Origin of the sequence: Streptomyces sp. NPDC018693 (assembly GCF_044391385.1) — a bacterium.
GTDB lineage: Bacteria > Actinomycetota > Actinomycetes > Streptomycetales > Streptomycetaceae > Streptomyces.
On record NZ_JBIRZZ010000005.1, the window covers coordinates 204946 to 231917 of the forward strand.

Sequence of the window (26972 nt, forward strand, 5' to 3'; positions counted from 1 at the left end):
CGGGGCGGGGTCAGGGCTTGCGGCCCACCGCGCCGTACGCGTCGACGGCGATCGCGGGATTGGCCGAATCCGTCGCTTCGGGGCGCCACGCGGTCACCTGGACGACGCCCGGCTCCACGAGGTCGAGCCCGTCGAAGAAACCGGCGATCTCCTCGACGCTGCGCACGTAGTACGGCACGGCGCCGCTCTTGTTGTACGCGTCCGACGCGGCGATCATGCCCTCGCTGGTGGCGGTGGAGTCGCTGATCACCAGGTGGCTGCCCGAGGGCAGACCCGCCATCAGGCGTCGCACCAGGTCCCGCGCCTGCTCGTACTCGGCGACGTGGCCGAGCGTGTTGAGGATCATCAGGGCCACCGGCTTGGAGAAGTCCAGCGTGTCGGCGGCCGCCTTGAGGATGGCCTCCGGCTCGTAGAGGTTGGCGTCCAGGTAGGCCGTCCTGCCCTCACGGGTGCTGGTGAGCAGGGCGTTGGCGTGGGACAGCACGACCGGGTCGTTGTCGACGTACACGATCCGGGCGTCCGGGGCGACGCGCTGCGCGACCTCGTGGGTGTTGTCAGCGGTCGGCAGGCCCGTGCCGATGTCCAGGAACTGGCGGATGCCCTGCTCTCCGGCCAGGTGACGCACCGCCCGCCCCAGGAAGTGGCGGCTGGTGACGGCCACGTCGACCAGGCCCGGGAAGATCTCCTTGATCTGGTCGCCGATCTCCCGGTCGACCTCGTAGTTGTCCTTGCCGCCGACGAAGTAGTTCCAGAAGCGGGCCGAGTGAGGCTTGGACGTGTCTATCCGGGTGCGTTCACCCGGAGTGGTGGCGTCCTGAGCGGTGGAGTCCGACACGGCAAGACCTCCCGTGGAGTGCTGGTGATCAACGCGCCACCACCCTAGGGGAACTGCCGGGTGCCCAAGGGACGTTGACGCATCGGACGTCAGCGTACCGTGGTGTTTTCGCCAACGGTCGGCGTGGGGGAGACGGGCCGACGGCCGAAGCGCCTCGGTGCCGCGCTGCGGCCGACGGACGCGGCCAGCTTGCGCAGGCGGCGCCAGTCCAGCGGCGGCGGCACGTCGGGCACGCCGGGGCGGGTGCGCGGGACACGGACGCGCAGCGCACCCGGGGCGACGGCGCAGCGGACGGGGGCGGGCAGCCGTACGGCCTCGCCGTCGATGCCGACCTCCAGCTCCGGCCGGTCGCTGTGCACGACCACCTCACGGGCGGTCAGCAGCACCAGCCCCTCCGGCTCGGGGTGCAGCAGCAGACCGGCCGCCTCGGCCGCGCTGTCGACGCGGATGCCCAGCACGCCGAGCAGCCCGGAGTCGAGCCGCTCGCGGCGGCCGAGGCCCAGCGGGTCGTCCGTGCGGTAGGCGTTGTTGCTCACCAGGACGGCGTGCGGATCGGCGAGGACCCGCCCCGAGGCGTGGGCGGTGAGCTGGGCTCCGCGTCGGCGGGTGAGCAGATCGGGGAGCAGCTCCAGCGCGGTGCCTATCTTGTCGCCGCGGTAGGCGGGGGACCGGATGACCTCCGCGTACGCGCCGAAGGAGGCGTTGTTGACGAAGGGGTAGCCGCCCGCGAAGCCCAGGTCGACGCGGAGTTCCACGCCGTCGGTGAGGGCGTCCAGGCCGGCGGCCGGATCGTCGCGGTCCAGGCCGAGGTCCATCGCGAAGTGGTTGCGGGTGCCGGCGCTGATCACGAGGAACGGGATGCCGTACTCGGCGGCCACCGAGGCGACCAGTGCCTGGGTGCCGTCACCGCCGGCCACGCCCAGCAGGTCGGCGCCCTCGCTGACCGCGGTGTGGGCGAGGGCCACCACGTCCTGCGGCTGCCCCGGGTCGAGGAGGTGCACCCGCGCGCCGAGCGCCTCGGCCTTCGCCACGAGACCGAACCGCTCCACCTTGCCGTCCCCGGAGCGCGGGTTCATGATCAGGAACGGCCTGGTCGGCGGCGGTGTCCGGTGCTCCTTGACCCCGCGGACCCGCTGTCCGGTGCTGTGCAGCGCGTACCGTCCACTCGCGACGGCGAGGGCGCCCAGCAGCAGGGACGCGGCCAGCGACCACAGCAGGACGGTCGCGAGGAGATAGACGACGGTGACGGGCGTGGCGACGGCCACCGCGGTCGCCACGGCCCGGACCGGCCCGCGATGCGACAGCGCCCACCACGCGGCGCCCGCCGTGACGGCCGCGCCGACCAGTCCGGCGGCGACGAGCAGCACCCCCGCCAGTCCGCCGTAGCCCAGCGGCAGCAGCACCGCCAGCACGGCCGCGCCCAGCGAGATCCGGGCCGCCCACCGCTGCCGGCGATGAGCCTGCCCACTCAGATCCACGTTCACGGCGTCCTCCACTCGTCGGCGCCATGGTAAGCGCAGGGGCGGGGCCCTCGTACGGCGGCTGTGCCGGGCGTGAACGGGGCGCGGACCTGGGGGATTTGTGCCGGGGAAGCACCTGCGGACCGGGGCCGGGTTCGGCGGTGACACGGGCGGCGGGCGGTGGATCCGGTCCGCGCGCGGGCCGGCGGGGACCTCACGGGGCATGGCTCCCGGATACACAGCTGATCCGGGCCGTGCGCGGCCCGGAGGAGAGTCCGGTGGGTGCCAACCCTCACCGGCCGCGCGCGGCTGGGCGCGGAGACCGGCGGGTGCGCACCGCCTGATGGGGCCGGGGCGCGTGCGGCCCGGCGGCGGAGTGGCTGTAGCGGGCCGGCGGCGAGGCGTGGCCGCCGAGCGCAGATGCACATGGCGCACTGGGCGTTGAGCCGCCGCGGCGTTCGCATCTCTCCGCTTCCCGGTTCGGCGGGCGGCCGGTCGAGGGCGCGGCGCACCGGGGGCTGGTGAGCCACCGCGGGGCCTGCCGTACCGGACAGCGGCTCGCCTCGGGCAGTCGGCGTTGGCGTCTCGTCGCCCCCCTGCTTCCCGCAGTTGCCCCCGCTCGACCAGTAGGCTCGGCCGGCAGGAACCGGAGCCTGCGGTTCAGGTGTCGAGTGTGGCCGCGAGTTCCGCGCGGGCGCGGGCGATGTCCGTGTCCGGTTCGGTGCGCAGGTGGTCGAGGACGCCACGCTGGGCGTGAACCGCGCGGCGGGCCTCGCGTTCCCATTCCACGTAGTTGTCGCGGTGGCGCAGCAGTTTGGGGTAGGTCGCGGCGGTGGTCTCCCACTGGCGGGCGTCGGCGATGTCCTTCAGCAGGCGCAGTATCCGGGCCCGGCAGGAGACCTGGGGGAGCTGGACCAGTTCCCACAGGAAGGGGACGGTCGCGGCCGTCGCCTGGTCCACGACGAAGCCGTACTGGCAGATGCGGGCGCGGAGTTGGTCGAGCGCGGTCCGGGCGGCGGGTTCGTCGCCCCGGGCGACGGTCGCGAGCAGGAACGGGATCGCCGCGGCCGACCCGGTCGAGTCCTTGATCTCGGGCCAGGGCACCCGGGAGAGATCGGCGAGGGCTCCCTGCGGCCCGCTCATGTCACGCGGGGGCGGGTCGGCAGCATGGCCCAGACGGTCTTGCCCAGCGGGGCGCGCCGGGTCCATCCCCAGTGCTCCGAGAGGGCCTCGACGATGTGCAGCCCGCGGCCGTGCTCCAGCAGCGAGTCGTCCGGACTCGGGTAGACGGGCGGTGTGTCGCTCTGGTCGGTGACCGCGCACACCAGGTGGGAGCTGCGCACGCTGAGCCGCAGCCGCACGTCGGCACCGCCCGCGGGGACGTCCGGCAGCGCGTGCAGTACGGCGTTGGCGGCCAGCTCGGTGACGACGGTGACCGCGTCCTCGGTGCACTGGCCCAGTTCCCAGCGGTCAAGGGTGCGGTGGGTGAAGTCCCGCGCTTCGGCGAAGCCCTCCCGGGTGCCCGTGATGTGCAGGGTGGCCGTTCTGGACGAGTCACGGGCGGACTCCTGGTTCCGGAACTGCGCAGGTGATGACACGGCATCTCCCTGAGGCGACGTCAGGATCGGGGCGCCGAAAGGGCGGTTGACGGCACCGCTATTATCCACGCTGTCGATGGCCTCGTGCAATTTCACGAGAAATTGCGCCACGAGTGAGGAGAGTGCGATGCCGTCAGTACGCAACGGAGTGCCCGCGAGTTCGCTGGGTGTCCGCTGGACGAAGAGCAGCCACAGCAATGCCGAGGGCAACTGTGTCGAGGTCGCCCTGCTGGACGGGGGAGACATCGCGCTGCGCAACTCGCGCGACCCCGACGGCCCGGCCCTGGTCTACACGCCGGCCGAGCTGGCCGCGTTCCTCGCCGGAGCCAAGGACGGGGAGTTCGACCACCTGGTGTGAGAAGGCGGGTGACGTGTCGTCGGGCACCGCCCCGTGCGGTGCCCGGCGGCAGAGTGCCACAATGGCTGTGTCGTCTGCCGGTTCACGGGGAGTCAGGATGCCTGCCGAGCCCTCTCGCGTCACCCGCCTCGAACCGTATCTGAATCGCGCGGAGCCCGCCCCGACCCTGCTGAAGATGCTGGTCGGAGTGCAGTTGGCGGGCATCCGCGAGGATGCCGGCCTGGCCCAGGACCAGGCCGCGCGCGCCATCGGTTTCAGCCCCGCCAAGCTGTCGCGCATAGAGGCCGGAAAGGGCCGCAGGCCCCCGACCGAGGCCGATGTGCGGGCGCTGCTGGAGCTGTACCGGACCGACGCGTACGAGGCGTCGGTGCTGCTGCAGTTGCTGCGGCGGGCCGGGGAGCCGGGCTGGTGGCAGCGGTACGACAAGCGGCTCATGCCCGAGTGGTTCGACCGGCTGGTCGGACTGCAGGAGGCGGCGACCGCGATCCGTACCTTCGAGACCCAGTACGTGCCCGGCCTGCTGCAGACGCCCGCGTACACCCGCGCCGTCGTGTGGCGGGGACTGCCCACCGCGTCGGCCCGTGAGGTGGAGCGGAGGGTGGAACTACGCACGCGCCGCACTCAGTTGCTGGAGCGCGTGGACGCCCCGCAGCTGTGGGTGGTCCTCGACGAGTCGATCCTGCTGAGGGTCCTCGGCGGTCACGAGGTGATGCGCGAACAGCTCGACCACCTCCTGGCGATGGCGCGCCGCCCGCAGGTGACCGTGCAGATCGTGCCGCTGGACGTCACCCATGCCTCCGCGCCGGGATTCCCGCTCACCTATCTGCGCTTCGGCGGCTCCGATCTGCCCGATGTGGTCTATCTGGAGCAGATCAGGAGCGCCACCTTCCTGGAGGACCAGGACGAGACGGAGGAGTACCGGGTCACGCTGGACCGGCTGGCCGACGAGGCCCTCAACCCGCGGGAGTCCCTGGCACTGATCGAGGAGACCCGGGACCGGCGCTACCCGCTCCCGTGACCTCCCCGGCGGCAGCGGCTACCGCAGACGGGCCACACCGCCGAACTCGATCCATTCCTGGGTGAGCTGACGGGGCGCCACCTCGTTGTCCGGGCGCCAGGTGGAGACCTCCACCAGGCCCGGTTCGAGGATGTCCATGCCCTCGAACCACTCGGCGACGTCCCGCTCCTCCCGCACCCGGCCCCAGTGTCCCTGGGTCGCCTTGTCCATGAAGTCGGTGACGAACTCCCGGACCTTCGGGTCCTCGCTGACGAGCTGGCACATCACCAGGTAGCTGCCCGGCACGAGGCGTTCGACCACCCGGCGGATCACGGCCTGCGGGCCGTCGGTCTCGCTGTCCGGGATGCAGTGGAACACCGAGTTGAACAGCACCGCCACCGGCTGGTCGAAGTCGATCAGCCGCCGGGTGTCCTCGTGGGTGAAGATGTGCTCGGTGTGCCGCATGTCGGCGTGGATCACCGTGGTGCGCTCGTCCTGCTCCAGCAGGGCCCGGCCGTGCACCAGCACCATCGGGTCGTTGTCGACGTAGACGACATGGGCGCTGGGGTCGATGCGCTGGGCGACCTGGTGGACGTTGTCCTGGGTGGGCAGGCCGGAGCCGTGGTCGAGGAACTGCCGTATTCCGTACTCCTGCGTCAGGGTCCGCACGACCCGCTGCAGGAAGCGGCGGTTGTTGACCGCCAGGGCGCGGGTGCTGGGGACGACCTCGTCCAGCGCCGCGCAAGCGGCCCGGTCGGCCGCGTAGTTGTCCTTGCCGCCCAGATAGTGGTCGTACATGCGCGCGGCTGTGGGCACCGTGGCATCGATCGACGTGGACAGCTGCTTGTCGGGCTGCATCTCTTCCCCCAGGTCCGCACCGCGCCGTGGACTGGCGCGACCGACAATACATCGTAGGGAGGCGGCAATTGGCGACACCAGCCGTTGATCCGACCTTCCCCGTGACGACGGCGCGCGCGGTGGCGCGTGAGCGGCGGTGAACTCTCGGTCACCAGTGCGAGTGCTTGATGTGCCGCCGAACTGGACGTACAGTCCAGCTGGTAGACGAACAGTCCAGAGGAGGGTGTGGATGGCGACCGGCGACGAGTCCAGGGAGGCCGAGCGGGACGCGATCCTCGCCGCGCTGCGGCCCGTGGTCGACGGCATCGCGGCCACCTTCGGGCCGGTGTGCGAGGTGGTGCTGCACGACTACCGGCGGCCCGAGGCGTCGGTGGTCGCCGTCGCCGGGGCGGTGACCGGGCGTGCGGTCGGCAGCGCGATGAGCGAGATCGGCATGCGTGTCCTCGCCCGCGGCGACGAGGCCGCCGACGAGCTGAACTACGTCACCCGGACCGGCGCCGACCGCCTGGTGAAGTCGTCCACCATGGTGCTGCGCGACTCGAAGGGCGCGGTCTTCGGCGCCCTGTGCGTCAATGTCGACGTCACCGCCGTCGACCGGGCGCAGGCCCTGCTCGCCGCGCTCGCCGGTGCCGCCGGGCGGGCCGCCGACACGCCGGTGACCACCTTCGGCGACGACATCGAGTCCGTCGTCGACGCACTCGTCGACCAGCACCTCAACCGGCAGGACCGCACCTGGGCCGCCCTCGACCGGGACCGCCGCCTCGCGCTGTTCCGCGGCCTCGACGAGCAGGGCGTGTTCGCCGTGCGGCGCTCGGTCGAGCTGGTCGCCGCCCGGCTCGGCGTCTCCCGGGCGTCCGCCTACCACTACCTCGCCCAGGCCAGGGCCGCCGCACAGACCACCGACCGCGAAGGAGCACACCCGTGACGACCGCACCCCCGCCGATCACCCTCGACGACGTCCGCGACGCCGCCGAGCGGCTCAAGGGCGTCGCCCACCGCACACCCGTGCTGCGTTCACGCACCCTGGACGCCCGGGTCGGCACCGAGGTCTTCCTCAAGTGCGAGAACTTCCAGCGCGCCGGCGCGTTCAAGATCCGTGGCGCCTACAACGCGGTCTCCCGGCTCACCCCCGAGCAGCTCGCCCGGGGCATCGCCGCCTACTCCTCCGGCAATCACGCCCAGGCCGTCGCCCTCGCCGCCCGGGAACTCGGCACCACCGCCGTGATCGTCATGCCCGACGACGCCCCGCCCGCCAAGCGCGCGGCGACCGCCGCATACGGCGCCGAGATCATCACCTACGACCGCTACACCGAAGACCGCGTCGCCCTCGCCGAGGCCCTGGCCGCCGAGCGGGGCCTGACCGTGGTCCCGCCCTACGAGCACCCGCACATCATGGCCGGACAGGGCACGGCCGCCCTCGAACTCCTTGACGAGGTAGGCGAGCTGGGCGCCTTGGTGGTGCCCGTCGGGGGCGGCGGGCTGATCGCCGGCAGCGCCACGGCCGCCAAGGGGCTGTGGCCGGACATCCGGATCGTCGGTGTCGAGCCGGAGGCCGGCGACGACACCAAGCGGTCGCTGGAGGCAGGCCGGCGCATCTCCGTCCCCGTGCCGCGCACCATCGCCGACGGTCAGGCCCTGCACATCCCCGGCGAGCTGACCTTCTCGGTCAACCGGCGGCTCGTCGACGCGATCGCGCTGGTGAGCGACGACGAGATCCGGGACGCGATGCGCTTCGCCTTCGAGCGGCTGAAGATCGTCCTGGAACCGAGCGGCGCCACCCCGCTGGCCGCCCTGCTCACCGGGCGGGCCGGACCGCTGCCGCCCCGCACCGGGCTGATCCTCTCCGGCGGGAACATCGACGCCGAGCGCTTCGCGCGCCTGTGCGGGGCGTGAGGCCGCCTCGGATGGCGGCTCCGCGTGGCCGGGCGGACGATGAGGAGGTAACGGCCGGATGTGCGGTACCGCGCGGAAGGAGCAGGACCATGATGGAAGTGAAGACGCTCGACAAGCCCGACGAGCGGCGTGATTTCCCCCGCGGCCACCTCGAAGTGGTCCACCTCACGGGGTGCGACTTCGCCGTGGGCACCTTCGAGCCGGGCTGGCGGTGGTCCGAGTCCCTGGGACCGATCGTGGGCACGGACAGCTGTCAGATGAACCACAACGGCTATGTCGTCCAGGGCCGTATGCACATCCGTATGGACGACGGCGGTGAGCAGGAAGTCGGCCCCGGCGACGTCTTCGTGTGCTCGCCCGGACACGACGCGTGGGTCGTGGGCGACGAGCAGTGCGTCGCGTACGACTTCGAAGGGCAGACGGCCAAGGAGTACGGGAAGGCCAAGGACACCTGAACCGGCCGCACACGCCGGACCGGTGGCACGCGCGCGCGATCACACGGTGACGACGATCTTCGCCCGCGCGTGCTCCGTCTCCAGGTACCGCAGCGCGTCCACCGCCTCGCTCAGCGGATACGTCCGCTCGACGACCGGCACGACCGTGCCCGCCTCGGCGAGTTCGCGCAGCGTCGCGAGATGCGCGGTGTCGATCCGCTCCGCGCATTCGAGCAGGCGCTGACCACGCACGAGGGGCGACAGCAGACGGCGCTTGAGGAAGAGCCCCATGGGGCCGACCACACTGCCGCCCTCGTACACCCCTCCGCCGGACAGCACCAGCGTCCCGGTGGGGGTGAGGGCGCGCCGCAGCGCTCCCAGGGAGTGGTTGCCCACCAGGTCCAGCACGATGTCGTAGCGCCGCCCGGAGCGGGTGAAGTCCTCCCGGGTGTAGTCGACGACGTGGTCCGCGCCGAGCGCACGGGCCTGGCCGGCGTTCCGCGCGCTGCACACGGCGGTCACCTCGGCGCCGTCCGCCTTGGCGATCTGCACGGCGAACGTGCCCACACCGCCCGACGCGCCGTTCACCAGCACCCTCTGGCCCTGCTGGGTTCCGGCCGTGTCCCGCAGGCACATCAGGGCGGTGTTCCCCGCCAGGGGTATCGCGGCGGCCTGCTCGAAGCCGAGGTTGGCCGGTTTCGGGCCCACCTCGTCGGCCCGGGCGCACACGAACTCCGCGAGTGTGCCGTCGGCCTGGCCGAACACCTCCTCGCCGGGCTTCAACGCCGTGACCCCGCTGCCCACCGCCTCCACCTCGCCCGCGAAGTCCCTGCCCCGGACGCGCACCCGGGGCCGGGTGAACCCCATCGTCGGGCGGCCCAGCATCGGGTCGCCACGCATGAAATGCCAGTCGTAGGCGTTGAGCGAGGCCGCGCGCACCCGCACCAGCACCTCCCCGGCACCGGGCACGGGCCGCTCGATGTCACGCAGCTCCAGCGCCTCCGGCGGGCCGTACCGCTCCTGCACGATGGCCTTCATGGCCCCCTCCTTCTTCCCCTCTTCGGAGAGTAGGGGAGCCGGCCGACCCGCGGTATCCGGGAGGCTCCCTAGGGGAGACCCGGTCACGCGCCGGCCGTCAGACCGGCAGCAACCGGCCCACCAGCTCGCCGAGTTGACGGGCGTTGCGGCACTCGTGCATGGCGACGATCCCGGCATAGGCGGGCGCGGCCGAGTCACCCGTGCCCCACTGCGCACGCGGTTCCGGGTTGAGCCAGTGGACGCGGCGGGCACGGCGGGCGATCTCACGCACGGCGGGCAGATTGGGGTCGCTCCGGTTGGTGCGGGCGTCACCGAGCACGAACACCGTCGTGCGCGGGGTCAGCGCGGCGGTGTGACGCTCGGCGAACTCGCCGAGGGCCGTGCCGTAGTCGCTGCTGCCGTGCCAGGCGGCGACGGCCGCCTCGGCGTGAATCCGGGCGCTGAGGCCCGCCGGGTCGGCGGCGCCGTGCCGGAGGAGACCGGTCACCTCGTCGACCCGGTTGACGAAGGCGAACACCCGGACCTTGCTGAACTGGTCGTGCAGCGCCTGCACCAGCAGCATGGTGAAGTCGGAGAAGCCGGACACCGAGCCCGACACATCGCACAGCAGTACCAGCTCGGGACGGACGGGCCGGCGTCGGCGCAGCACCGGCCGCATCGGCACCCCGCCGGTGGACAGCGAAGCGCGCAGCGTACGGCGCAGATCGATGGTGCCGCGGGCGGCCCGGCGCCGGCGCGCGGCCATCCGCGTGGCCAGCTTGCGCGCCAACGGCCCCACCGTCCGGCGCAGTTCGGCCAGCCGGTCCCTGCCCGCGTACAGGAAGTCGACCCGGTCGGCGGTCGGGGCCACAGCCCGCCGGGCGATCTCGTCCCGGCCGCGCCGCTCGGCCACCCGCCGCCGCGCCTCGACCGCCACCAGCGCCCGGAAGGCGTCGATGCGCCGCCGGATCTCGTCCTCCAGCAGCCGGTCGGCGAAACCCGAACCGTCGCCGGACGCGCGCAGGTTGTCCCGTACCCGGGCCAGCAGGGTCTGCGGACGCAGCCGCTCCAGTGTCTGGTACGACGACCATCCGTCCCCGCCCGGTGAACTCCCGTATCCGCCCAGTCCGTCGACCGCCTCGGCCGCCAACCGCGCCAGCAGGGCGGAGTCGTCGGCGGTGAGCGCGTCGGCGAGGCGGTCGCGCAGGTCGTCGCGGCCGGCCGGGCGGCTGTCGGGCCCGCCGACCGTGCGCGGGAAGTACAGGTCGAAGACGGCGTCGAACACCTGCCGCCCGCCGGCCGTGCGCAGCAGCGTGGCGGCCAGCCCCTCGCGCAGCAGCACCCGGTCCGCGAAGCCGAGCGCCTCCATGGCCCGGGCCGCGTCCACGGTCTCGGCGGTGCCGATGCGCAGGCCGTGCGCGCGCAGCGCGGCGACGAAGCCGCTCAGCCGGGCCGGGAGGTCCGCCGCGGTGGTCACAGCGCGTCCAGGTCGAGCTTGGCGGCCGCCTTGAGCACGTCGTCCTGGTGCTTGAGGATCACGCCCAGAGTGTCCCGGACGACCCGCTCGTCGAGCGTGCCGGCGCCCAGCGCCAGCAGGGTGCGCGCCCAGTCGACGGTCTCGGCGACCGACGGCGCCTTCCTGAGGTCCATCGCCCGCAGCGCGCCGATCACCCGGACCACGGACGCGGCCAGGGCCGCGTCGACGCCGGGCACCTTCAGCCGTACGATCCTGCGCTCCAACTCCTCGTCGGGGAAGCCGATGTGCAGGAAGAGACAGCGGCGGCGCAGTGCCTCCGACAGCTCGCGGCCGGCGTTGGAGGTGAGCACGACGAAGGGGCGGCGGGTCGCGGTGACGGTGCCCAGCTCCGGGACGGTGACCTGGAAGTCGCTGAGGATCTCCAGCAGCAGGCCCTCCATCTCGACGTCCGCCTTGTCGATCTCGTCGATCAGCAGCACCTTCGGGTCGTCGCCCCGGATCGCGGTCAGCAACGGGCGGGGCAGCAGGAACTCCTCGCTGAAGATGTCCGTCCGTGTCTCGTCCCAGGACTCGTCGCGGCCGGCGCTGATCCGCAGCAGCTGCTTGGCGTGGTTCCACTCGTACAGCGCGCGGGACTCGTCGACCCCCTCGTAGCACTGCAGCCGCACCAGCCGTGCGCCCGCCACCTGGGCCACGGCCTTGGCGAGTTCCGTCTTGCCGACCCCGGCCGGGCCCTCCACCAGCAGCGGCTTGCCGAGCCGGTCGGCGAGGAAGGCGGTGGTGGCGACCGCGGGGGAGGCCAGATAGCCGGTCTCGGCCAGACGGGCGGAGACATCGTCGACGGACGTGAACAACGGGGCCTCCCGGTGGTGAGGGCACGGGCGCCCTATCTAAGCGCTTGTTCACCACGCTTGTCACGCCTGTCGCCCGGCCCACTGCATCGCCCACCGTCACCGGAAGACGGCCGCGTGGCGCCGCGCCCAGTCCGCGAAGTCGCGCGGGGCCCGGCCCAGCACGGCTTCCACATCGCCGCTGACCCGCCGCTCGCCCGGAGTCGGCGCGCCCAGGATGGCGAGAGTCGTCTCGACGACCGGCCCGGGCATGAAGGCGAGCATCTGCTCCCGCGCCTCCTCCCGGGTCTGCTCGACGAACCGCACCGGCTCGCCGAGCGCCGCGCCGATCGCCTCCGCCCGCTGCCGGGGCGTCGTCGGCGCCGGACCGGTCAACTCGTGGACGCGGCCCGCGTGTCCGTCCTCGCACAGCGCCACGGCCGCGACCTCGGCGATATCGGCCGGGTCGACGCTCGGCAGTCCGACGTCGCCGAACGGCGCCGCGACCGTCCGGCCCGAACGCACCGACTCCGCCCAGGCGTAGGCGTTGGAGTGGAAGCCGCCGGGGCGCAGGATCGTCCAGTCGAGCCCGCAGTCCCGCACCGCGTCCTCGATGGCTCGCGCGATGCCCCCGTGCGACGGCGACTCCGGCCGGGTCACCACGCCCTGGGACGACAGCAGCACCACCCGCCCGACCCCGCCCGCCTTCGCCACGTCGAGAAGGTCCCGGGCGTTGATGAGATGGGCACTGGTCCCCCCGTTCTGCAGGAACAGCGCGTCGGCGCCGTCGCAGACGGACCGCAGGCTCTCCGCGTCCGTCAGATCGGCCCGCACCGCCCGGACCCCCTCCGGCACCTCCGCCTCCGAGACACCGCGCGACGTCGCGGCCACCCGCTCGCCCGCCCCCGCGAGGACCCGCACCAGCTCCCGGCCGACGTTCCCGGTCGCCCCCGTCACCACGATCATGAGTAACTCCTCAGAAGAAATGGGCTGTTCGCTTCGCTGAGGACGCTAACAGCGTCGATATAGTAGGTACCTAGAGGAAAGTGACTTCCCCGAAGGGACGCGCAGCCGATGACAACCACCCGCGCGAAGCGGACTGCGGTCGCCACCGACCCCCAACTGGCCTGCCCCGTCGCGCCCGTGGTGGACATCGTGTTCAGCCGCTGGACCACCCCGATTCTCTGGACGCTGCACGCCCACGGCCGCCGGCGCTTCGTCGAGCTGGAGCGCGGCATCCCGAACATCACGCCCAAGGTGCTCACCCAGCGCCTGCGCCAGCTGGAGCGCGACGGACTGGTGGTGCGCACCTACCACCCGGAGGTCCCGCCCCGCGTCGAGTACGAGATCAGCGAGCTCGGCCTCAGCCTCGCGCCGCTCTTCGCCCACCTCGCCACCTGGGCCGCCGACAACCTCGACAAGGTCGAGAGCGCCCGGCGGGAGTACGACGGCGAGCCGGCCACCGCGTAGCGCCGCGCGCTCGGAAGGCCGTACGGAAGCCGGGTCGGGCCGCGCCCACCGGGTACCCGGCCGGAGACGGCGGTGACGGGCACCGCCCGGACCGGAAGAAGGCACGCCGTGACCCAGCACGTACGCGACATCATGACCACGGCGCCCGTGACCGTGGAACCGCAGACCTCGGTGACGGCCGTCGCCCGCCTGATGCGGGACGAGAACATCGGCACCGTCCTGGTCACGGACGAGGACCGGCTGCGCGGGCTGGTCAGCGACCGCGACCTGGTGGTGCGCGCCCTCGCCGAGGGCTGGGACCCGGACGAGACGACCGCGGCCCGCACCTGCAGCGACGACCTGATCACCATCACCCCGGACGACGACCTGGACCGGGCCGCCGACCTGATGCGCGAACACGCCGTACGCCGCATCCCCGTCGTCGAGCACGGCCACCCGGTCGGCATCGTCTCCCTCGGCGACCTGACCATCGAACGCGACCCGGAGTCGACCCTCGGCGACATCAGCGCGTCCCGTCCGAACCAGTGACCCGGCGCCCCCGTCCGAGCGGTCGTCTGGGCCCTGCCCGGCATCGCGAAGCCCATCGAGCCGGAGGACGGGCCCGGCCCCCCACCCTGCGGCACAAGCCTCACTCGGCCACCACACAGACCCGGCGGTGTCGTGTGGGGTGGGGTGTTGCGGGAACCCGGCTCGCATGCGTGAGACGGAGCTTCTCCATGGGTCCTACTGGTTGCAGACCGCGCCGCCCGGCAACCCCGCGCCGCCGCCGGAGGGACCGCTCCACGTCGACGTCGCCGTCGTCGGGGCGGGTATCGCCGGGCTCAGCGCGGCATGGGAGCTGGCCCGGCGCGGCCGGTCCGTGGCCGTCCTGGAGGCGCAGCGCATCGCGGCCGGTGTCACCGGGCACACCACCGCCAAACTGAGCGCCCAGCACACCCTGATCTACGACCGGCTGCGCCGCACCCGCGGCCCCGAGGGCGCCCGCCTGTACGCCCGCTCGCAGATGGACGCCATCCGGCATGCCGCCGCGGCCGCGGCGGAGCTGGGTGTCGACTGCGACTGGGAGGACACCGACGCCTACACCTACGCCGAGGACCCCGACCGCGTCCCCGAGCTGCGGGCCGAGGCGGAGGCCGCCGAACAGGCCGGGCTGCCCGCCGAGTTCGTCACCGCGACCGAGCTGCCGTTCCCCGTCGCGGGCGCGGTCCGGGTCGCCGAACAGGCCCAGTTCCACCCCCGCAAGTACCTGCTCGGCCTCGCCGAGGACATCCAGCGGCTCGGCGGCGCGATCCATGAGCACACGCGCGTGACCGGCCTCAGCGAGGGCGAACCCTGCGTCCTGACCACCGAGTCCGGCACCGGCGGCACCACCGTCGACGCCCGGACCGTCGTCGTCGCCACCCACTACCCCGTCTTCGACCGCGCCCTGCTCTTCACCCGGCTCTCCCCGCGCCGCGAGGTGGTCGTGGCCGCCCCCGTCGACCCGGCCATCGCCCCGCGCGGCATGTACATCACCCCGGAGCAGAACACCCGCTCGGTCCGCTCCGCGCCCCTCCCGGACGGCCGGCGCCTGCTCATCGTCACCGGTGAGCACTTCACCCCGGGCACCGGCGAGGACGTGGAGGAGCGCTTCGACCGGCTGGCCGCCTGGGCCACGGACCGCTTCGGCCCGCTGTCCTTCACCCACCGCTGGGCCACGCAGGACAACGAGCCCACCGACTCGGTCCCGCTCGTCGGCCCGCTCCACCCCGGCACCCGGCACGCCTATGTGGCCACCGGCTTCGGCGGCTGGGGACTCGCCGGCGGCGTCATGGCGGGCCGGCTGCTCTGCGATCTGATCACCGGCCGCGCCTCCCCGTGGAGCGACCTCTACGACCCCCGCCGCATCGCCTCCGTCGTCCGCGAGGGCGCCGCGTTCCTCAAGCAGCAGGCCGAGGTGGCCCGCCACTTCGTCGGAGACCGTCTGACGACCTCCGACGGACGGTCGTCGGTCGACGACATCGCCCCCGGCGACGGCGCCGTCCTCCGGCTCGGCGGCGAGCGCTGCGCGGTCCACCGCGACGACGAGGGCGGACTGCACGCCGTGTCCGCGCGCTGCACCCACCTGGGCTGCCTGGTCTCCTTCAACCGCGCCGAACGGGCCTGGGAATGCCCCTGCCACGGCTCCCGGTTCGGCCCCGACGGACACGTCGTGCAGGGCCCTGCCGTGCACCCGTTGGATCCGCACGAGCTGTGAGCGGCGGCGTCAGCCGACGAGGATCACCTCCAGGGTGCGCGGGCCGTGCACCCCCTCCACCCGGTCCAGCTCGATGTCGCTGGTCGCCGACGGACCCGAGATCCAGGTCAACGGCCGTGCCGGGTCGAGGCGTTCGAGCGCCTGGGGCACGGAGGACACCACCTGGCCGGGCACCCGCACCACACAGATGTGGTGGTCGGGGACGAGCGTGATCCGGCGCCGGCCCTGGTCGGGGGAGCCGTCGAGGACGATGGTGCCCGTCTCGGCCACGGCCACCGCGCACCCCGTCACCACACTGTCGACCCGGTCCAGCTCGTCCGCGCTGCTCCCGGCGCGATCGGCGACCCGCGCGATGTCCACCCCGGCCAGCCAGGACTCGTCCAGACCGGGCGGCACCAGCACGGACCCCGCCTTCCGCTCGGCGAGCAACCTGCCGATCACGGAGGGGAGTTCGGCAGCCGTGCACCGATGGACGATCGCCCGGTAGTCCGCCAGGTTCTCCGCCAGCAGCTCGACCGTCTCCGCGACGCCGCGCTCCCCGTGCTCCCGCAGATACCCCCGCTCGATCGGCTCGTCCTCGCCGCCCGGCACATCGGCCAGCGCGCGCCGCACCCGGCCCAGAATCCGCTCCCTGCTGCTCACTTGGCACCGCCCTTTCCACCGTTCGTACGCTGCCACCAGTCCCGGAACGACTCGGACGGCACCGCCGGCAGATCCCGGGTCCCGCTCCACGCCTTGCCGGGGCCGGGCAGTGTGCGCGGATGGAAGCGCCGGGTGCGGGAGGCGAGCCGCTGCCCGGACCGCAGCGCACCGGGGTGGCTGAACGCCCAGCGTGCCGCGCGCATCGCCGCCCGCTCGGCCGCGTGCCCCTTCGCCGGCTTGAGCACGACCTTGTTGCCGTCCTGCGTCACCTGCCCGCCCTGGGCGACCCGCTCCCGCAGATGCACCAGCACCTCGGGGATGTCGATCGCCACCGGGCACACCTCGTAGCAGGCCCCGCACAGACTCGACGCATACGGCAGCGAGGCGTCGATCTCGCTCTGGGTGCCGCGCAGCTGAGGGCTCAGGATCGCCCCGATCGGCCCCGGGTAGACCGAGCCGTACGCGTGCCCGCCGGCCCGCTCGTACACCGGGCAGACGTTGAGACAGGCCGAGCAGCGGATGCAGCGCAGGGCCTGGCGGCCGACCTCGTCGGCCAGGGTGTCGGTGCGGCCGTTGTCCAGCAGCACCAGATGGAAGGTGCTCGGCCCGTCGCCGTCCGTCGTCCCGGTCCAGGTCGAGGTGTACGGGTTCATGCGCTCGGCGGTGGAGGAACGCGGGAGGGTCTGCAGGAACACCTCCAGGTCCTGCCAGGTCGGCACGATCTTCTCGATGCCGACGACCGAGATCAGCGTCTCGGGCAGGGTCAGACACATCCGCCCGTTGCCCTCGGACTCCACGACCACCAGCGTGCCGGTCTCGGCGACCATGAAGTTGGCGCCCGAGATCCCGACCTTCGCCCGCAGGAACTTCTCCCGCAGGTGCAGGCGCGCGGCCTCGGCGAGTTCGGCGGGCGTGTCGGTCAGCCCCTCCGGGGCCGGGCGGCCCCACTCGCTCATCTCGGCGCGGAAGATGTCCCGGATCTCACCGCGGTTGCGGTGGATGGCCGGGACGAGGATGTGTGAGGGGCGGTCCTTGCCCAACTGCACGATCAGCTCGGCCAGATCGGTCTCGTAGGCACGGATGCCCTCGGCCTCGAGCGCCTCGTTGAGTCCGATCTCCTGCGTGGCCATGGACTTGACCTTCACGACCTCCGACTCGCCGGTCATCTTGACGAGCTGGGTCACGATGTCGTTGGCCTCGGCGGCGTCCGACGCCCAGTGGACGATGCCGCCCGCCGCCGTCACCGACTCCTCCAACTGCACGAGGAAGCGGTCGAGGTGACGCAGCGTATGATCCTTGATCCGCTTGCCGGCCTCCCGCAGCTCCGCCCAGTCGGAGACCTCCTCGACCGCCTTCGCGCGCTTGGCGCGGATGGTGTGCGTGGCGTGCCGCAGATTGCCCCGCAGGGTCTCGTCACGGACGGCCTCGTGCGCCGCCTTCGGAAACGCCGGCATCCCGACGAACGTCCCGCTCATACGGCAGGCTCCCCTTCCGTGCTCGCCAGGATCTCCGCGATGTGCACCGGCCGCATACCGGTCCGCAGCCGGGTCATGGTCCCGCCGATGTGCATCAGACAGGAGTTGTCGGCCGCGCAGAGCACCTCCGCGCCCGTCGACTCGGCGTTGCGCACCTTGTCCGCGCCCATCGCCGCCGAGACGTCGGAGTTCTTCAGCGCGAACGTGCCACCGAAACCGCAGCACTCCTCCGCGCCCGGCAGCTCCACCAGCTCCAGCCCCTTCACGGCCTGCAGCAGCCGCCGCGGCCGGTCGCCCAGCCCCAGCCCGCGCAGCCCGTGACAGGTCGGGTGGTAGGTCACCGTGTGCGGGTAGTAGGCGCCGACGTCCGTCACCCCCAGCACATCCACCAGGAACTCCGTCAGCTCGTACGTCTTCGGCACCACCGGCGCCAGCGTGCGCGCCAGCGCCTCGCCCCGGCCCTCGGCCCGGGCCCGCTCACCCATCCGCGGATACAGCTCCCGCACCATCGCCCCGCACGAGCCGGACGGCGTCACGATCGCCTCGTACTCCCCGAAGACATCGGAGAAATGCCGGGCCAGCGGTTCCGCCTCATGTCGGTAGCCGGTGTTGTAGTGCGCCTGTCCGCAGCAGGTCTGCGCCATCGGGAAGTCGACCTGGACACCCAGCCTGGTCAGCAGTTTCACCACCGCGCGCCCGGTGTCCGGATAGAGCGTGTCGTTGACACAGGTCAGGAACAGTGCGACACGCATCGCGGCTCCTTGGGGTTGATCATCGGATGTGTGCAGCCTAGCGCGGCCTCATAGGAGTGGGGGAGACCCCGGCTCACCGTGCGGCGAGCCGGGCCCCCGCCTCCTGCCAGCGGGCGGGGTCGCCCCGCGGCTCGTAACGGGTCAGCGGCTGGGTCCGGGCCAGCAGCCGACGGGAGTCGGCGAGGTCACCGACGATGCCGTGCACCCGGGCCTGGACCAGCACATTGCCGAGGGCGGCCGCCTCGGTCGGGCCCACCACCACCGGCAGCCCGCAGGCGTCGGCGGTGAGCTGGCACAGCAGCGCGTTGCGGGTGCCGCCGCCGACGATGTGCACCACGTCCACCGGATGGCCGGCCAGCCGCTGGGCGTCCTCGATCGCCCGCCGGTGGGCCAGCGCCAGCGAGTCGAGAATGCAGCGGGTGATCTCACCGCGGGACTTCGGCACCGGCTGCCCCGACGCCCGGCACGCCTCGGCGATCCGCTCCGGCATCCGCCCCGGTGCGAGGAACACGGCGTCCCCCGCGTCCACGACCGACCGCAGCGCCGGCACCGCCGCCGCCTCCCGCAGCAGCCCGCCCAGATCCGGGTCGCCCCAGGCCCGTACGCACTCCTGGAGCAGCCACAGCCCCATGATGTTGCGCAGATAGCGGACCGTGCCGTCCAGCCCCAGCTCATTGGTGAAGTTGGCGGCCCGGCTCTCCTCGGTGAGCACCGGCGCGTCCAGCTCCAGACCGGCCAGCGACCAGGTGCCGGTGCAGATGTACGCGAACCGCTCGCCCACCGCCGGGACGGCGGCGACCGCGGACGCGGTGTCGTGCGAGCCGACCGCCGTCACCGGCACCGGACCGGTGAGCCCCGTCTCCTCCAGCACCCGCCGCTGCAGCAGCCCCGCCCGGTCGCCGGGCAGCCGCAGCGGCGGGAACAGCTCCAGGTCGATGCCGAGGCGCGCGGCGATGTCGTACGCCCAGTCGCGGGTGCCGGGGTCGATCAACTGGGTGGTGGAGGCGTTGGTCAGCTCCGTGCCGAACTCCCCGGTCAGCCAGTACGACAGCAGGTCGGGGATCAGCAGTAGCCGCCGGGCGTGGCCGAACTGGGCCGTCTCCCGGGCCGCCGCCAACTGGTACAGCGTGTTGAACGGCGCGTACTGCAACCCGGTCGCCGCGTACAGCTCCTCGGCGGGCACGGTCGCCCACACCTTCTCCGGGACCCCCTCGGTACGGGAGTCCCGGTAGTGCACCGGGTTGCCGAGCAGCGCCCCGTCGGCGTCCAGCAGGCCGTAGTCCACGGCCCAGCTGTCGATGCCGACGGAATCGACCTGACCGGCCGCGCGCAGCCCGTCCAGCACCCCCGCGTACAGCCCGAGGATGTCCCACCGAAGCCCCTCCGGAAGGCGCACCGGCCGGTTCACGAACCGGTGCGCCTCGACCAGCTCCAGCGAGTCCGGGCTCACCCGCCCGACCATCACCCGGCCGCTGGAGGCGCCCAGGTCGACCGCGGCGTACGACTTCACCGGACCGCTCACCGCAGGAAGGCGGCGGCGACGCCGGCGTCGACCGGGATGTGCAGCCCGGTGGTGTGGGTGAGGTCCCCGCCGGTCAGCGCGAAGACGGCGTTGGCGACATGGTCCGGCAGCACCTCCCGCTTGAGGATGGTCCGCTGGGCGTAGAACTCGCCCAGCTTCTCCTCGTCCACCCCGTACACGGCGGCCCGCTTGGCCCCCCAGCCACCGGCGAAGATCCCCGACCCGCGCACCACACCGTCGGGGTTGACCCCGTTGACGCGGATGCCGTGCTCACCCAGCTCGGCGGCGAGCAGCCGCACCTGGTGGGCCTGGTCGGCCTTGGTCGCCGAGTAGGCGATGTTGTTCGGGCCGGCGAAGACGGCGTTCTTCGAGGCGATGTAGACGATGTCACCGCCCAGCTGCTGCGCGATCATCACCCGGGCCGCCTCCCGCGACACCAGGAAGGAACCGCGCGCCATGATGTCGTGCTGCAGGTCCCAGTCCCGCGTCGAGGTCTCCAGCAGCGGCTTGGAGATGGAGATCCCGGCGTTGTTCACGACCAGGTCCACGCCACCGAAGGCCAGCACGGCCACCTTGAAGGCGTCGGCGATCTGCTCCTCGGAGGTGACGTCCACCGTCACCGCGACGGCCTTGTCCGGCCCGCCCAGCTCCTCGGCGACGGCGGCGGCGTTCTCGCCGTTCAGATCGGCGACGACGACACACGCGCCCTCGGCCACCAGCCGGTGAGCGATCGCCTTGCCGATGCCGCTCCCCGCACCCGTGACCAGGGCGACCCGCGTGGCCAGCGGCTTCGGCTTCGGCATCCGCTGAAGCTTGGCCTCCTCCAGCGCCCAGTACTCGATGCGGAACTTCTCCGACTCCTCGATCGGCGCGTACGTCGAGACGGCCTCCGCCCCGCGCATCACATTGATCGCGTTGACATAGAACTCGCCGGCCACCCGCGCGGTCTGCTTGTCCTTGCCGAAGGAGAACATGCCCACGCCCGGGATCAGCACGATCGCCGGGTCGGCGCCGCGCATGGCGGGGGAGTCCGGCTCGGCGTGCCGCTCGTAGTAGGCGGCGTACTCCTCCCGGTACTCGGAGTGCAGCTCCCTCAGCCGGGTCACGGCCTCCTCGACCGGCACGGACGGCGGCACGTCCAGCACCAGCGGCCGCACCTTGGTGCGCAGGAAGTGGTCCGGGCAGGAGGTGCCGAGGGCCGCGAGCCGCGGGTGCTCGGCACGCGAGACGAAGTCCAGCACCACGTCCGCGTCGGTGAAGTGCCCGACCTGCGGCCGGTCCTGGGAGGCGATGGCCCGTACGTACGGCGCCAGCGCGGCCGCCCGCTCCCGTCGCTCACGCTCGGGCAGCGGCTCGTATCCCTCGACGACGGCACCGAAGGGCTCGGCCTTCCCCTTCTCCTGCAGGAACTTCTCCGCCGTCCGGATGATGTGCAGCGAGTTGCGCTCGCACTCCTCGGCCGAGTCGCCCCAGGCGGTGATCCCGTGCCCGCCGAGCACACACCCGATGGCCTGCGGGTTGGCGGCCTTCACGGCGGCGATGTCCAGCCCCAGCTGGAAGCCGGGCCGCCGCCAGGGCACCCACACCACGGTGTCGCCGAAGCACTCGGCGGTCAGCTTCTCCCCGTCGGCGGCGCAGGCGAGCGCGATCCCGGAGTCCGGGTGCAGATGGTCGACGTGCGGGGCGTCGACGAGCCCGTGCATGGCGGTGTCGATCGAGGGCGCGGCACCCCCCTTGCCGTGCAGGCAGTAGTCGAACGCGGCGACCATCTCGTCCTCACGGTCGACCCCGGGATAGACCTCGACGAGGGCCCTCAGCCGGTCCAGCCGCAGCACGGCCAGCCCCGCCTCGGTCAGAGTCCCGAGGTCCCCACCGGACCCCTTGACCCACATCAGCTCGACGTCCCCGCCGGTCACCGGGTCCGTGTCGACACCTTTCGCCGAGGCGTTCCCACCGGCGTAGTTCGTGTTCCGAGGATCAGCACCCAGCCGATGCGACCGACCGAGCAGAGCAGCGGCTTCAGGATGAACAGCCATTCCAGTTCCTTTTCAACAGAGGGCGAGCTCGACAGGGGCGCGGGGAACTGCGCGGTCAACCACAAACAACCCGCACCCCGCAGACGACAGGTCCCGGCAGACGCTTACGCCCCCCACCCGGCCTGCTCCCCACCCACACGCTCCTCGACGATCTTCTGAGCCCACCCGGACCGCGCATACGCCTTCAGTGGATCACCGTCAAGTCCCATCTCCTCCCGCACCTCACGAAGAAGCGGCCGCACGTCCGTGTTGTACGCGTCCATCAGCACCGCATTCGCCCCGAGCACATCCCCGGACGCCTGAGCCTCACCCAGCGCGACCCGGTCGACCAGCAGAGCTTTCGCCGTGGCCTCCTGCACGTTCATCACCGACCGGAGGATCGCCGGGATCTTCGCCTCGATGTTGTGGCACTGGTCGAGCATGAACGCGACCTCGGGCCCGTACCCGCCCCCACGCACGACCTCGTACATGATCCGGAACAGCTGGAACGGATCGGCGGCCCCGACCATCAGGTCGTCGTCGGCGTAGAACCGCGAGTTGAAGTCGAACCCGCCGAGCTTCCCCTCGCGCAGCAGCGTGGCGACGATGAACTCGATGTTGGTGCCCGGCGCGTGGTGACCCGTGTCCACCACGACCTGCGCCTTCTCACCGAGCTTCAGACAGTGCGCGTACGCCGTTCCCCAGTCCGGCACATCCGTCGTGTAGAACGCCGGCTCGAAGAACTTGTACTCCAGCAGCATCCGCTGCCCGTCCCCGAGCCGCTCGTACACCTCGGCCAGACCTTCGGCGAGCCGGTCCTGCCGCGCCCGCACATCGTCCTGCCCGGGATAGTTCGTCCCGTCGGCGAACCACAGCTTCAGATCACGCGATCCGGTCGCGTCCATGATGTCGACGCACTCCAGCAGGTGGTCGACGGCCTTGCGCCGCACGGCCGCGTCCGGATGGCAGATGCTGCCCAGCTTGTAGTCGTCGTCCTGGAAGGTGTTGGAGTTGATCGCACCGAGCTTCACCCCCCGCTCCTCGGCGAACTTCGCGAGCGCCGCGTAGTCGTCGACCTTGTCCCAGGGGATGTGCAGCGACACGGTGGGCGCGACACCGGTGAACTCGTGCACCTTGGCGGCGTCCGCCAGCTTCTCCTGGGGTGTCCGGGGCACACCCTGTTGCGCGAAGACCTTGAACCGGGTCCCCGAGTTCCCGTACGCCCACGACGGCGTTTCTACGGCCTGGGTCTTGAGCGCGGCCTTCACCGCGGCGAGGTCGGTCACTTCCGGCTCCTGTGGCATCGGTCTGTAACGCTTCCTATGAAACGATTCAGAAGGGGAAGCTATGAGGCCGCCGGAGGACTGTCAAGCCCTGGGGTCAGGGGCGCCTCCCGTGACCGACGCGTGACCTTGGTCTATCGAAAACTTTTCGGGGCGGACCCATTGACGTGACATGGCTGGCGTGCCTAACGTCCCGGCAATCCAGTTGAAACCTTTCACGGCGTTGAGTCGGCCCCGCCGCCGACGTCGTCGAGGAGCCCTCCATGACCCACCCGTCCGACGCGGGACCGGCCCCGGTGCTGGCGCTGAAGGACGTCGCCAAGTCCTTCGGCGCTGTACGCGCCCTCAGGGGCGTCTCTCTTGAGCTGTTCGCCGGAGAGGTGCACGCCCTCGCAGGGGAGAACGGCGCGGGCAAGTCGACCCTCATCAAGACGCTCGCCGGCGTGCACCGACCGGACGCCGGTCAGGTACTGCTCGACGGTGAGCCCGTCGCCTTCCACGGACCCGGCGACGCCCGCGACGCCGGCATCGCCGTGATCTACCAGGAGCCCACGCTCTTCCCCGATCTGTCGATCGCCGAGAACATCTTCATGGGCCGCCAGCCCAAGCGCGCCCTCGGCCGCATCGACCACAAGGCCACCCACGCGGCCACCGCCGCCCTGATGGCCCGCCTCGGCGTCGACCTCGACCCCGAACAGCCCGCGCGCGGCCTGTCCATCGCGGACCAGCAGATCGTGGAGATCGCCAAGGCGCTCTCCTTCGACGCCCGGGTCCTGATCATGGACGAGCCGACCGCCGCCCTCACCGGCAGCGAGGTGGCCCGCCTGTTCGGCGTCGTGCGCACCCTGCGCGAACAGGGCGCCGCGGTGCTGTTCATCTCCCACCGCCTGGAGGAGATCTTCGAGATCTGCCAGCGGGTCACCACCCTGCGCGACGGCGCCTGGATCGCCAGCGAGCCGCTCGCCGGTATGACCGAGGACGACCTGGTCCGCCGTATGGTCGGCCGCGACCTCGACGAGCTCTACCCCAAGCAGGACGTCACGCCCGGCGAGGTCGCCCTCAGCGTGCGCCGGCTGACCCGCGAGGGCGTCTTCACCGACGTCTCCTTCGAGGTCCGCCGCGGCGAGATCGTCGGCCTCGCCGGACTCGTCGGGGCCGGCCGCACCGAGGTCGCCCGGGCCGTGTTCGGCATCGACCGCTGGGACGCGGGCGAGGTCGAGATCGACGGGCGGGGGCTCACCAACGGCGCGCCGTCCACCGCCATGGCCGCGGGCCTCGCCCTGGTCCCCGAGGACCGGCGCGCCCAGGGCCTGGTGATGGACATGTCCATCGAGCGCAACATCGGCCTGACCGGACTTCGTACGACCGTGAAGGCCGGCCTCGTGGACCGGGGCGCCGAGCGCAGCCGCTCCCTCGACTGGGCGGTCAAGCTCCAGGTGAAGTACGCCCGGATCGCCGACGCCGTCTCCACCCTGTCCGGCGGCAACCAGCAGAAGGTCGTCCTCGCCAAGTGGCTGGCCACCGGCCCCAAGGTGCTCATCGTCGACGAGCCCACCCGCGGCATCGACGTCGGCACCAAGGCCGAGGTGCACCGGCTGCTCAGCCGGCTCGCCGCCGACGGCGTCGCCGTGCTGATGATCTCCTCCGACCTGCCCGAGATCCTCGGCATGGCCGACCGCGTGCTCGTGATGCACGAGGGCCGGCTCACCGCCGAGATCCCCCGCTCCGAAGCCACCGAGGAAACCGTGATGGCCGCAGCCACCGGGAGGACCGCCGCATGACGGTGACCACCCCCCAAGAGGCCCCCGTGACCGAGCCGGCCAAGTCCGGCGGCACCCGGCTCGTCGACCGCGTCTTCAAGATGCGAGAGCTCGCCATCCTGGTCGTCTTCCTGGCGATGATCGCCGTCACCCAGGCCGGCAACAGCGAGTTCCTGTCCGAACAGGGCATCAAGGACCTGCTGCTCAACGCGACCATCCTGGTCCTGGTCGCCACCGGCCAGTCCCTGGTCGTCATCACCCGCAACGTCGACCTGTCGGTCGGCTCCACGCTCGGCATCAGCGCCTTCGCCGCCGGCATCTACCTCCAGGGCGGCGGCAACCCCGTCGTCGCCGTGCTCCTCGCCGTCCTGACGGGCGTCGGGTTCGGCCTCCTCAACGGCCTGCTGGTCAGCCTCGGCCAGGTGCCCGCCCTCGTCGTCACCCTCGGCACGCTCTACATCATCCGGGGCATCGACTCCATCTGGGTCGGCTCCCGGCAGATCACGGCGGCCGACCTGCCCGGCTCCTTCGTCGACTTCGGCGCCGGCGGCATCTCCGCGGTGCCCTACCTGGCGCTGGTCGCCCTCGCCGTCCTCATCGCCACCGCGTACTACCTCAAGCAGTTCGGCAGCGGCCGCGAGCTCTACGCCCTCGGCTCCAACCCGGAGGCCGCCCGCCTCGCCGGCATCCCCGTGCGCAAGCGGATCCTCGCCGCGTACACCTTCTGCGGCGCCCTCGCCGGACTCGCCGGCGCCATGTACCTGGCCCGGTTCGGCAACGTCGACTCCAGCACCGGCAACGGCTACGAACTCACCGTCGTCAGCGCGGTCGTCGTCGGCGGCGTGGTCTTCACCGGCGGCTCCGGCAGCGTCTACGGAGCGGCCCTCGGCGCCCTGCTGCTGACCTCGATCAACAGCGTGCTGCCCGCCCTCGGCGTCAGTTCCGTCTGGGTGCTCGCCATCAACGGCATCCTGCTCATCCTCGCCATCGCGGTCGACCGGATCGTCGCGCTCCGCGTGGCCACCGCCCTGAAGAAGAGGAACGCTCGCCATGCCTGAGTCCCTCACCCGAGCCATCCGCTGGGACACCGTCGTCGGCGCGCTCCTGATCGTCGTCCTGCTGCTGTCCTTCGGCTTCGTCGACGGCTTCGGCAACGACCTCAACCTGTCGTTCCTGATCGGCAACACCCTGCCGATCGCGCTCATCGCGCTGCCGATGACCCTGCTCGTGGTCTCCGGCGAGATCGATCTGTCGGTCGCCTCGACGGCCGGTCTGTCCGGTGCCGTGATGGGCGCCCTGTGGAACCAGGGCATGACCATCGAGACGATCATCCCGATCTGTCTGCTGCTCGGCGTGGTGTGCGGCCTGATCAACGGCCTGCTGGTGACCCGGCTCGGGCTGCCGTCCCTCGCCGTCACCATCGGAACCCTCGCCGCCTACCGGGGCATCGCACAGATCGTGCTCGGCTCCGACGCGGTGACCGACTTCCCCACCCAGTACCTGACCTTCGCGTCCGGCCGGATCGGCGACACGTTCGTGCCGCAGGCGCTGCTGCCCTTCCTCGTCCTGCTCGCCATCGCCGTCGTCGCCCTGCACGCCACCCCGTTCGGGCGGACGCTGTTCGCGATCGGCGCCAGCGAGGAGGCGGCGCGGTTCGCCGGCATCCGCGTCAAGCGGCAGAAGCTGATCCTGTTCACGGTCACCGGCCTGATGGCCTCCCTCACCGGTATCTTCTGGGCCCTGCACTACGCCAGCGCCCGCTACGACAACGCGACCGGTCTCGAACTCTCCGTCGTCGCCGCCGTCCTGCTCGGTGGCATCGACTTCGACGGCGGCAAGGGCACGCTCGGCGGTGCCATCGCCGGTGTGTTCCTCCTCGGGGCGCTCCAGAACGTGATGAGCCTCCAGGACGTCTCCGCGCAGTCGCAGATCGTCGTCACCGGTGTACTGCTCGTCCTCTCCGTGCTCGGCCCCCGGGTCGCACGCCAGATCCACGTCGCTCGAGCGGGCCGCAGAGCCGCCTCCGCCTCGACATCGACGTCATAAGTCCCCCCTCCCCT

Annotated in this window: 26 protein-coding genes; 11 read left to right on the plus strand and 15 right to left on the minus strand. The window is 72.0% G+C overall.

The annotated features are described in order from the left end of the window. Nucleotides 1–10: 10 nt before the first annotated feature. From ACH5AC_RS15990 to ACH5AC_RS16005, 4 genes are all read right to left on the minus strand, one after another. The gene (locus tag ACH5AC_RS15990) at nt 11–835 is read right to left on the minus strand and encodes an SAM-dependent methyltransferase (RefSeq protein WP_398862405.1); all 825 of its coding nucleotides are present in this window, start codon (nt 833–835) and stop codon (nt 11–13) included. 89 nt (nt 836–924) lie between these two features. After that, complete coding sequence (locus ACH5AC_RS15995; RefSeq protein ID WP_398862406.1) at nt 925–2319, minus strand: diacylglycerol/lipid kinase family protein; 1395 nt, start codon at nt 2317–2319, stop codon at nt 925–927. Between the two features lie 636 nt (nt 2320–2955). Then, complete coding sequence (locus ACH5AC_RS16000) at nt 2956–3438, minus strand: hypothetical protein (RefSeq protein WP_398862407.1); 483 nt, start codon at nt 3436–3438, stop codon at nt 2956–2958. Beyond that, nucleotides 3435–3893 carry an ATP-binding protein gene (locus tag ACH5AC_RS16005; protein WP_398862408.1) on the minus strand — a complete coding sequence of 153 codons (459 nt, stop codon included), beginning with the start codon at nt 3891–3893 and terminating at the stop codon, nt 3435–3437. The genes ACH5AC_RS16000 and ACH5AC_RS16005 overlap by 4 nt, the downstream gene beginning before the upstream one ends. 127 nt (nt 3894–4020) lie before the next feature. Between ACH5AC_RS16005 and ACH5AC_RS16010 the strand changes: the two genes are divergently transcribed. Together ACH5AC_RS16010 and ACH5AC_RS16015 are read left to right on the plus strand one after the other, a co-directional pair. Next, nucleotides 4021–4251 carry a DUF397 domain-containing protein gene (locus ACH5AC_RS16010; RefSeq protein ID WP_398862409.1) on the plus strand — a complete coding sequence of 77 codons (231 nt, stop codon included), beginning with the start codon at nt 4021–4023 and terminating at the stop codon, nt 4249–4251. A 97-nt stretch (nt 4252–4348) separates the two neighbouring features. After that, entirely contained in the window at nt 4349–5269 is a 921-nt protein-coding gene (locus tag ACH5AC_RS16015; RefSeq protein WP_398862410.1) for a helix-turn-helix domain-containing protein, read from the plus strand. An 18-nt stretch (nt 5270–5287) separates the two neighbouring features. Here the strand turns inward: ACH5AC_RS16015 and ACH5AC_RS16020 are convergent, their stop codons facing one another. Next, nucleotides 5288–6106, minus strand: coding sequence for an SAM-dependent methyltransferase (locus ACH5AC_RS16020; RefSeq protein ID WP_398862411.1), 819 nt, complete (start codon nt 6104–6106; stop codon nt 5288–5290). 229 nt (nt 6107–6335) lie between these two features. Between ACH5AC_RS16020 and ACH5AC_RS16025 the strand changes: the two genes are divergently transcribed. The 3 genes from ACH5AC_RS16025 (at nt 6336) to ACH5AC_RS16035 (ending at nt 8454) form a co-directional block, all read left to right on the plus strand. Next, a complete protein-coding gene (locus tag ACH5AC_RS16025; RefSeq protein WP_398862412.1) occupies nt 6336–7031 on the plus strand; it encodes a transcriptional regulator in 696 nt (231 codons plus the stop codon). Continuing rightward, nucleotides 7028–7999 (plus strand): pyridoxal-phosphate dependent enzyme, encoded by a 972-nt coding sequence (locus ACH5AC_RS16030; protein ID WP_398862413.1) that lies wholly within the window; start codon nt 7028–7030, stop codon nt 7997–7999. Before ACH5AC_RS16025 ends, ACH5AC_RS16030 begins: the two co-directional genes overlap by 4 nt. Before the next feature lie 89 nt (nt 8000–8088). Continuing rightward, the gene (locus tag ACH5AC_RS16035) at nt 8089–8454 is read left to right on the plus strand and encodes a cupin domain-containing protein (RefSeq protein WP_398862414.1); all 366 of its coding nucleotides are present in this window, start codon (nt 8089–8091) and stop codon (nt 8452–8454) included. Between the two features lie 39 nt (nt 8455–8493). Here ACH5AC_RS16035 and ACH5AC_RS16040 read toward each other — a convergent pair whose 3' ends face one another. The 4 genes from ACH5AC_RS16040 to ACH5AC_RS16055 all read right to left on the minus strand — a co-directional run bounded on the left by ACH5AC_RS16040 (nt 8494) and on the right by ACH5AC_RS16055 (nt 12723). Continuing rightward, complete coding sequence (locus ACH5AC_RS16040) at nt 8494–9471, minus strand: NAD(P)-dependent alcohol dehydrogenase (protein WP_398862415.1); 978 nt, start codon at nt 9469–9471, stop codon at nt 8494–8496. A gap of 97 nt (nt 9472–9568) precedes the next feature. Further along, complete coding sequence (locus ACH5AC_RS16045; protein WP_398862416.1) at nt 9569–10927, minus strand: VWA domain-containing protein; 1359 nt, start codon at nt 10925–10927, stop codon at nt 9569–9571. Next, entirely contained in the window at nt 10924–11781 is an 858-nt protein-coding gene (locus ACH5AC_RS16050; protein WP_398862417.1) for an AAA family ATPase, read from the minus strand. The genes ACH5AC_RS16045 and ACH5AC_RS16050 overlap by 4 nt, the downstream gene beginning before the upstream one ends. 96 nt (nt 11782–11877) lie before the next feature. Then, nucleotides 11878–12723, minus strand: a complete 846-nt coding sequence (locus ACH5AC_RS16055; RefSeq protein ID WP_398862418.1) for an SDR family oxidoreductase — start codon at nt 12721–12723, stop codon at nt 11878–11880. A gap of 108 nt (nt 12724–12831) precedes the next feature. Here ACH5AC_RS16055 and ACH5AC_RS16060 point away from each other — a divergent pair, with 108 nt between their 5' ends. From ACH5AC_RS16060 to ACH5AC_RS16070, 3 genes are all read left to right on the plus strand, one after another. Beyond that, nucleotides 12832–13227, plus strand: coding sequence for a winged helix-turn-helix transcriptional regulator (locus tag ACH5AC_RS16060; RefSeq protein WP_398862419.1), 396 nt, complete (start codon nt 12832–12834; stop codon nt 13225–13227). Between the two features lie 108 nt (nt 13228–13335). Beyond that, complete coding sequence (locus ACH5AC_RS16065; protein WP_398862420.1) at nt 13336–13755, plus strand: CBS domain-containing protein; 420 nt, start codon at nt 13336–13338, stop codon at nt 13753–13755. Between the two features lie 166 nt (nt 13756–13921). Further along, on the plus strand, nt 13922–15463 hold the full coding sequence (locus tag ACH5AC_RS16070; protein ID WP_398862421.1) for an FAD-dependent oxidoreductase: 1542 nt from the start codon (nt 13922–13924) through the stop codon (nt 15461–15463). A gap of 9 nt (nt 15464–15472) precedes the next feature. Here ACH5AC_RS16070 and ACH5AC_RS16075 read toward each other — a convergent pair whose 3' ends face one another. From ACH5AC_RS16075 to rhaI, 6 genes are all read right to left on the minus strand, one after another. Then, complete coding sequence (locus ACH5AC_RS16075) at nt 15473–16105, minus strand: lactate utilization protein C (protein ID WP_398862422.1); 633 nt, start codon at nt 16103–16105, stop codon at nt 15473–15475. Next, a complete protein-coding gene (locus ACH5AC_RS16080; RefSeq protein WP_398862423.1) occupies nt 16102–17580 on the minus strand; it encodes a LutB/LldF family L-lactate oxidation iron-sulfur protein in 1479 nt (492 codons plus the stop codon). The genes ACH5AC_RS16075 and ACH5AC_RS16080 overlap by 4 nt, the downstream gene beginning before the upstream one ends. Continuing rightward, entirely contained in the window at nt 17577–18332 is a 756-nt protein-coding gene (locus ACH5AC_RS16085) for a (Fe-S)-binding protein (protein ID WP_398862424.1), read from the minus strand. The genes ACH5AC_RS16080 and ACH5AC_RS16085 overlap by 4 nt, the downstream gene beginning before the upstream one ends. A gap of 73 nt (nt 18333–18405) precedes the next feature. Continuing rightward, nucleotides 18406–19842 (minus strand): rhamnulokinase family protein, encoded by a 1437-nt coding sequence (locus ACH5AC_RS16090; protein ID WP_398862694.1) that lies wholly within the window; start codon nt 19840–19842, stop codon nt 18406–18408. Nucleotides 19843–19850: 8 nt separating this feature from the next. Further along, nucleotides 19851–21890: a bifunctional aldolase/short-chain dehydrogenase gene (locus tag ACH5AC_RS16095; protein WP_398862426.1), complete on the minus strand. Its 2040-nt coding sequence runs from the start codon at nt 21888–21890 to the stop codon at nt 19851–19853. A gap of 104 nt (nt 21891–21994) precedes the next feature. After that, nucleotides 21995–23155, minus strand: a complete 1161-nt coding sequence (rhaI, locus tag ACH5AC_RS16100) for an L-rhamnose isomerase (protein ID WP_398862427.1) — start codon at nt 23153–23155, stop codon at nt 21995–21997. 260 nt (nt 23156–23415) lie between these two features. Here rhaI and ACH5AC_RS16105 point away from each other — a divergent pair, with 260 nt between their 5' ends. The 3 genes from ACH5AC_RS16105 to ACH5AC_RS16115 are packed head-to-tail and all read left to right on the plus strand — an operon-like array spanning nt 23416 to nt 26958. Further along, the gene (locus ACH5AC_RS16105) at nt 23416–24933 is read left to right on the plus strand and encodes a sugar ABC transporter ATP-binding protein (RefSeq protein ID WP_398862429.1); all 1518 of its coding nucleotides are present in this window, start codon (nt 23416–23418) and stop codon (nt 24931–24933) included. Continuing rightward, nucleotides 24930–25970: an ABC transporter permease gene (locus ACH5AC_RS16110; protein WP_398862430.1), complete on the plus strand. Its 1041-nt coding sequence runs from the start codon at nt 24930–24932 to the stop codon at nt 25968–25970. The genes ACH5AC_RS16105 and ACH5AC_RS16110 overlap by 4 nt, the downstream gene beginning before the upstream one ends. Then, nucleotides 25963–26958, plus strand: a complete 996-nt coding sequence (locus ACH5AC_RS16115; RefSeq protein WP_398862431.1) for an ABC transporter permease — start codon at nt 25963–25965, stop codon at nt 26956–26958. Before ACH5AC_RS16110 ends, ACH5AC_RS16115 begins: the two co-directional genes overlap by 8 nt. Nucleotides 26959–26972 lie beyond the last annotated feature (14 nt).

Bases quoted from the DNA above. Each gene is read 5' to 3' on its own strand.
- ACH5AC_RS16000 (WP_398862407.1), bottom strand. From the start codon at position 3,438: ATGAGCGGGCCGCAGGGAGCCCTCGCCGATCTCTCCCGGGTGCCCTGG.
- ACH5AC_RS16010 (WP_398862409.1), top strand. From the start codon at position 4,021: ATGCCGTCAGTACGCAACGGAGTGCCCGCGAGTTCGCTGGGTGTCCGC.
- ACH5AC_RS16015 (WP_398862410.1), top strand. From the start codon at position 4,349: ATGCCTGCCGAGCCCTCTCGCGTCACCCGCCTCGAACCGTATCTGAAT.
- ACH5AC_RS16020 (WP_398862411.1), bottom strand. From the start codon at position 6,106: ATGCAGCCCGACAAGCAGCTGTCCACGTCGATCGATGCCACGGTGCCC.
- ACH5AC_RS16025 (WP_398862412.1), top strand. From the start codon at position 6,336: ATGGCGACCGGCGACGAGTCCAGGGAGGCCGAGCGGGACGCGATCCTC.
- ACH5AC_RS16035 (WP_398862414.1), top strand. From the start codon at position 8,089: ATGATGGAAGTGAAGACGCTCGACAAGCCCGACGAGCGGCGTGATTTC.
- ACH5AC_RS16040 (WP_398862415.1), bottom strand. From the start codon at position 9,471: ATGAAGGCCATCGTGCAGGAGCGGTACGGCCCGCCGGAGGCGCTGGAG.
- ACH5AC_RS16055 (WP_398862418.1), bottom strand. From the start codon at position 12,723: ATGATCGTGGTGACGGGGGCGACCGGGAACGTCGGCCGGGAGCTGGTG.
- ACH5AC_RS16060 (WP_398862419.1), top strand. From the start codon at position 12,832: ATGACAACCACCCGCGCGAAGCGGACTGCGGTCGCCACCGACCCCCAA.
- ACH5AC_RS16070 (WP_398862421.1), top strand. From the start codon at position 13,922: ATGCGTGAGACGGAGCTTCTCCATGGGTCCTACTGGTTGCAGACCGCG.
- ACH5AC_RS16080 (WP_398862423.1), bottom strand. From the start codon at position 17,580: ATGAGCGGGACGTTCGTCGGGATGCCGGCGTTTCCGAAGGCGGCGCAC.
- ACH5AC_RS16085 (WP_398862424.1), bottom strand. From the start codon at position 18,332: ATGCGTGTCGCACTGTTCCTGACCTGTGTCAACGACACGCTCTATCCG.
- ACH5AC_RS16095 (WP_398862426.1), bottom strand. From the start codon at position 21,890: ATGGCTGTTCATCCTGAAGCCGCTGCTCTGCTCGGTCGGTCGCATCGG.
- ACH5AC_RS16105 (WP_398862429.1), top strand. From the start codon at position 23,416: ATGACCCACCCGTCCGACGCGGGACCGGCCCCGGTGCTGGCGCTGAAG.
- ACH5AC_RS16110 (WP_398862430.1), top strand. From the start codon at position 24,930: ATGACGGTGACCACCCCCCAAGAGGCCCCCGTGACCGAGCCGGCCAAG.
- ACH5AC_RS16115 (WP_398862431.1), top strand. From the start codon at position 25,963: ATGCCTGAGTCCCTCACCCGAGCCATCCGCTGGGACACCGTCGTCGGC.